The organism is uncultured Cetobacterium sp., from assembly GCF_947038635.1.
Taxonomy (GTDB): Bacteria; Fusobacteriota; Fusobacteriia; order Fusobacteriales; family Fusobacteriaceae; genus Cetobacterium_A.
This window is the reverse complement of sequence record NZ_CAMQXC010000145.1, coordinates 1-5,029: the sequence shown is the minus strand read 5'-3', so window position 1 is coordinate 5,029 and position 5,029 is coordinate 1. Positions and strand designations below refer to the sequence as shown.

General features: G+C 27.1%; 6 protein-coding genes, 1 pseudogene and 1 riboswitch. Of the genes and pseudogenes, 2 read left to right on the top strand and 5 right to left on the bottom strand.

Annotation, left to right across the window (positions count from 1 at the left end):
- Nucleotides 1–834 (top strand): annotated as a pseudogene (locus Q0V08_RS10610) (hypothetical protein); the annotation flags it as partial.
- Nucleotides 835–1,515, top strand: coding sequence for a LytTR family transcriptional regulator DNA-binding domain-containing protein (locus Q0V08_RS10605; protein WP_297434605.1), 681 nt, complete (start codon nucleotides 835–837; stop codon nucleotides 1,513–1,515). It begins immediately after the preceding pseudogene.
- Between the two features lie 35 nt (nucleotides 1,516–1,550).
- Here the strand turns inward: Q0V08_RS10605 and thiE are convergent, their stop codons facing one another.
- From thiE to thiS, 5 genes are read right to left on the bottom strand one after another with little or no spacing between them, the layout of a single operon-like run.
- Complete coding sequence (gene thiE / locus Q0V08_RS10600; RefSeq protein ID WP_297434603.1) at nucleotides 1,551–2,195, bottom strand: thiamine phosphate synthase; 645 nt, start codon at nucleotides 2,193–2,195, stop codon at nucleotides 1,551–1,553.
- Nucleotides 2,182–2,727: a sulfur carrier protein ThiS adenylyltransferase ThiF gene (gene thiF / locus Q0V08_RS10595; RefSeq protein ID WP_297434601.1), complete on the bottom strand. Its 546-nt coding sequence runs from the start codon at nucleotides 2,725–2,727 to the stop codon at nucleotides 2,182–2,184. The genes thiE and thiF overlap by 14 nt, the downstream gene beginning before the upstream one ends.
- On the bottom strand, nucleotides 2,724–3,833 hold the full coding sequence (thiH, locus tag Q0V08_RS10590) for a 2-iminoacetate synthase ThiH (RefSeq protein ID WP_297434599.1): 1,110 nt from the start codon (nucleotides 3,831–3,833) through the stop codon (nucleotides 2,724–2,726). The genes thiF and thiH overlap by 4 nt, the downstream gene beginning before the upstream one ends.
- 9 nt (nucleotides 3,834–3,842) lie before the next feature.
- Nucleotides 3,843–4,610, bottom strand: coding sequence for a thiazole synthase (locus tag Q0V08_RS10585; protein WP_297434597.1), 768 nt, complete (start codon nucleotides 4,608–4,610; stop codon nucleotides 3,843–3,845).
- 2 nt (nucleotides 4,611–4,612) lie between these two features.
- Complete coding sequence (gene thiS / locus Q0V08_RS10580) at nucleotides 4,613–4,810, bottom strand: sulfur carrier protein ThiS (RefSeq protein ID WP_297434595.1); 198 nt, start codon at nucleotides 4,808–4,810, stop codon at nucleotides 4,613–4,615.
- Nucleotides 4,811–4,901: 91 nt separating this feature from the next.
- Nucleotides 4,902–5,005, bottom strand: a riboswitch (TPP riboswitch).
- Nucleotides 5,006–5,029 lie beyond the last annotated feature (24 nt).

Here is a 5,029-nt window from a genome sequence, read left to right as displayed (position 1 = left end):
GAGGAATCACCTATATTTTTAAATATTATTAGAACAGCTAGAAGAGTAATAGATTTAACTAGAATAATTTTTATAATTACACTTTTTCAATTTTTCATTCAAAGAAGAAAGGTTCGAAAAAAAATATCTTTCAGTTGGATTGCAATAGGAATAACATATTTTGTTTTGGAGTTTTTCAGAGAGTTATTTCCTAAAGAGAGAAATTTATATTATTTTATAGAGCTAATGGAAATATGTTATATTTATTGGTGTCTTGTTTTTTATATTTTTAAAATATACACAGAAAATGTAATGAGAGCTATAAGATATTCTATAGGTGCGACCTTAAGTTATATATCTCTTTTTTATTTTAAAACTTTGACAGAACCAGCTGTTATTTTAGGAACTATAGTTATTTTAGATTTTTATACAAATATTATTGAAGGTATAATGAAATATAAAAATGAAGCAGTTGATAAGATATATAACAGATTATGCTTAGTTAGAGATGTAAAAACATTTGAAAAACTTCTTCAAAAGGAAATTTTAAAAAATGTAACGTTAGTAGATGTAAAAGTAAAAATACTTTTTGATCCAGAAGAGTATAAAGAGTTTATTAGAGAAGGTGATGATAATGAAATCGTCATTTCAAAAGACATGATAAAACTAGAGGAGTATAGTTCAGCATATAGAGTTGAATTTAATGAGAATAAATACATTGCTTTAATTTTTATTGAAGAAGGAGATACACCTTTAACTATAGAAGAACAAAATTTTTTATTAGATCTTTCTAATAAAATAGGAAGTATAGTTAGTAAAGTTAGATTAGACTCTTTATACGAGGAGTTGATTTAAATGATATTAGGAATAGATGTAGATAATAATTTGAAAATAATTTTAAATGAAGTTATTCCTTATAAATGTATTGACTTAAGAAAAAATGGTGATGAAATACAAAATGTTGATATTATTATTATTGATTCAAAAACAGAAAATATAGATGAAAAGTTAGTTGAATATAGAAAACGAAACTTAAAAGTAATTGCATTGGTTGGTGAAAATGAAACCAGAGAGATGCGAAAATTATTTTTAAGTAGTTTAGTAGATGATTGTTTAATTAGAAAAGATATTTTTGAATTAGAAGAGTGTATTCAGCAATTAGAGAAAAAAGAAAATAATATAAGCTCCTTTTATCTTTTTGATAGCTTTAAAAGAGGAGTATATAGTTTTTCAGAAATAAATTATATTACATACTCAAGCATTTCAAGAAGAACAGAATTTCATTTAACAAATTCAGAAATTTTTGATATAAAGAAAAATTTTTCTGAAGTAGAAGAGAAAATTATTCATACAAATATTTTTTATAAATTAGATAGAGGAACTATAATTAATGTTCAGCTGATAGAAATTTTGGATTATAAGGAAGAAATTATAGTTTTTAAGAATAAGGAGTTTATTTATACTAGTAAATTAAAACTAAAAGAACTTGAAGATAAATGTAATTTAATGAATAATAAAATTGTATTAGGACTATAAAAAAACCTCTAAGTAAAATTAGAGGTTTTTTTTTATTAATTTTTATGCCAATTTTTAATCATATTATTAATTTTTTTAGTAGTTTCAAGAGTATTATCTGCACCGACTAACTCTGAAACAAGGCAAATAGATTTTGCTCCCATAGCGAGAACTTTATCTAGATTATTTTCTTTGATTCCTCCAATTGCAACATAAGGTAACTTGATATTTTTGTTTACAAAATCTAAATATTCTAATGTAACTGGAGCGCACACATCCTCTTTAGTTTCTGTATAAAAAATTGGTCCTACTCCAATATAATCGGCTCCATCTATAATAGCTTGTTGTGCTTCTTGAGGATTGTGAGTAGAAATTCCAATAATTTTATTTTCACCCAAAATTTTTCTAACATCTTTTATAGGAAGATCGTCTTGTCCAATATGAATTCCATCAGCTTCTGATAAAAGAGCAATATCAAGGTAGTCATTAACTATAAAAGTTGCATTATATTTTAGTGTCAACTCTCTTAAAGCCTTAGCTTCTTCTAAGAGAAGTTTTATATCTCTTTTTTTCTCTCTATATTGTATAATTTTAGCTCCCCCCTTTAAAAGGTCTTCGCAATAATCTAAAAATTTTTTATTTTTTGCAGATTTGGAATCTGTAATTGCATAAACACCAATGGGTAAATCAAATTTTTTCATCGAAAAATCCTCCTACTATATCTAAAACTTTATTTGCCATAAGGCATGCTATAAGCATAACTTTTGTTGAATAAGTTTGATAAGTTTTTATATCACTATAAAAATCACCAACCACAGTTAATTTATCAAATGTTAAATTTTTTATATTTTCTAAATCTCTTCCACCAATACCGTTTGCAGATATAGTGTATTTAGTTGAATAGTTCTCAATTAAAAGAGTTTTAAACTCTTTTTTATCAAAAGCTTCAATAATAATATCACAATCTGAAAAAAAATCTAAGATATTGTTTTTATCAATTTTTTTTATAAAAAAACTGATATTTAAATTTTCATTGATAGATTTTAAATTACTCATTAATGTAGGAGCTTTATATAATCCTATTTGATTTTTAAAATAAAATTGTCTATTTAAATTAGAGTCTTCAATTTTATCAAAATCGACTAAAACGAAATTTTTGAGACCTGCTCGAACAAGATTCATAGCTACGTTTGAACCTATACCACCACAACCAGCAATACCTATTTTAATCATATATTACCTTCCCAGTCTTTAAAGATAGGTTGATATCCTTTAGTTTTTAACATAGAAACAATATCTCGAACACTTCTATGATCATCTGTTTCAAATTGTGGTTCTGAATTATTTGAAAGAGAGTATCCACCTACTTCTGTAATAGAACCTGCAGAGTATTTAGTAACTCCTAAAGGTAATAAATTATCTCTGAAGTTTTGACTTTCTCTAGTTGAGATATTTATTCCAGCCATTGGGAAAGCCAAACGATAAGCTAGAAGAAATTGTACAAAATTTTTATCACTTACAATATTTTCAGGCTTGATATTTCTATAAGCTTCTTTAATTCTGGGAAGAGATATAGAAAATTGAGAACTTAAAAAATTATTTGTTAAATATTTTAAATGAATACCTGCTAAAAATGCCTCTTCAATAGGGTTTCCAAGTCCAAATAGAGTACCAATATTAATAGCTCTTAAATTAGCTAGAGCTGCCCTTTTAGGTGTCTCTAGTCTATAGTTAAAATCTGTTTTATTCCCATTTAAATGATACTTAGAGTACGTTTCTTTATGATAACACTCTTGATAAACAGTAACACCATCAAGTCCAGACTTATATAGAATCTCGTATTCATCTTGAGAGAGAGGTTGAACTTCTATTATTACAGTAGAAAAATATTTTTTTAAAATTTTAATTGAGTTTTTTAAATACTCTATAGAATTTATAGAGCTTTCTCCAGTTAATAAAATAATACTGTGAATTCCAAGAGTTTCAGAGATAAATGAAGCTTCTTTTTCAATCTCTTCGAGAGTTAAATGACGTCTTTTAATTGGATTTGAATGTTTAAAACCACAATAACTACATTCATTATCACAGATATTTGAAATATACAAAGGGGCATATATATGAATCTCTTTACCAAAATATTGCTCAGTTATAGAGTTAGCTTTTATAGCCATGCTTTCCAATAAACTTGAAGCTTTTGGAGAGAGTAAAGCTAAAAACTCTAAATCTTCAAGAATTTTATCTCCACTATTTTCAATAATATTTTTTATATCAGACACATTTAATTTTTCAAAAAAATTATCATAATCAAAGGATTTATAATGTTGTAAAATTTTTTCCATAAATTCTCACTAATCCCTTAAAAAGCCAGTAAGGGGAGAAGATGCAATGGCAGTATTATTAATTTTACTACACTTAGCTAAGTAAGCTTCACGACCAGCTTGAACAGCTTTATTAAAAGCGATAGACATCTTCACAGGATCACCACTAGTTGCAATAGCGGTATCAACTAAAACAGCACTACACCCCATTTCCATAGCTTCGCATGCATGAGATGGTTTTCCAATTCCTGCATCAACAATGATAGGAAGAGTACAATTTTCAAGAAGAATCTCAATCATTGGTTTTGTTAAAAGGCCTTTATTTGATCCAATAGGAGCCCCAAGTGGCATAATAGCTGCTGCTCCAGCAAGTTCCAATTTTTTAGCGACAATTAAATCTGGATTGATATATGGCATAACGATAAACCCCTCTTTTGAAAGTACTTCAGTAGCCTTTATAGTTTCCTCATTATCAGGCATTAAATACTTCATATCACTTATGATTTCAATTTTTATAAAATCTCCACATCCTGAGGCTCTTGCAATTCTTGCTATTTTAATAGCTTCTTCAGCATTTCTTGCCCCACTTGTATTAGGAAGAAGTTTTATATTTTTTGGAACATATTCTAAAATATTTTCACTTTTTCCACTAAGATCAACTCTTCTCAATGCAACGGTAATCATCTCACTACCACACTTATTTAACATCTCATTGATCAATGAATAGTTTGAAAATTTTCCACTACCTGTAATAAGACGATTATTAAATTCTACTCCACCTATAAATAATTTATCCATAACTATCCTCCACACACAAAATTTAAGATTTCAATTGAATATCCCTCTTCAATAACAATATCAAGATTTTCTTTTTTTATAATATTATCATTAAGCAAAACAATAAGACCATCAGCATTTAAATTAAGAGAGTGAATAAACTCTTTAATTGTGCTAGCAGAATCTAGAGACATAGATTCGCCATTAAATTTAAAATTCAAAATAAATTACCTCCCTTTTATTTTTAAGGTGGCTATTTTATAAAAAAAAGCTATACCCAATAGAGTATAGCCTTTTAATCAGTTATATAATAACTAGATAAAATAGCTTCCCTACGTTGGTTTTAACCAAATCAGGTTCGAAGGGTTAACTTTTTTCAAAGTCTCTCAGCCATAAGGGCACCCCTAGCAAGAACATTTTACATCAAATAAAAAAAAAAT

Coding starts and splice junctions, on each gene's coding strand:
- Q0V08_RS10605 (WP_297434605.1), top strand. CDS start 835: ATGATATTAGGAATAGATGTAGATAATAATTTGAAAATAATTTTAAAT.
- thiE (WP_297434603.1), bottom strand. CDS start 2,195: ATGAAAAAATTTGATTTACCCATTGGTGTTTATGCAATTACAGATTCC.
- thiF (WP_297434601.1), bottom strand. CDS start 2,727: ATGATTAAAATAGGTATTGCTGGTTGTGGTGGTATAGGTTCAAACGTA.
- thiH (WP_297434599.1), bottom strand. CDS start 3,833: ATGGAAAAAATTTTACAACATTATAAATCCTTTGATTATGATAATTTT.
- Q0V08_RS10585 (WP_297434597.1), bottom strand. CDS start 4,610: ATGGATAAATTATTTATAGGTGGAGTAGAATTTAATAATCGTCTTATT.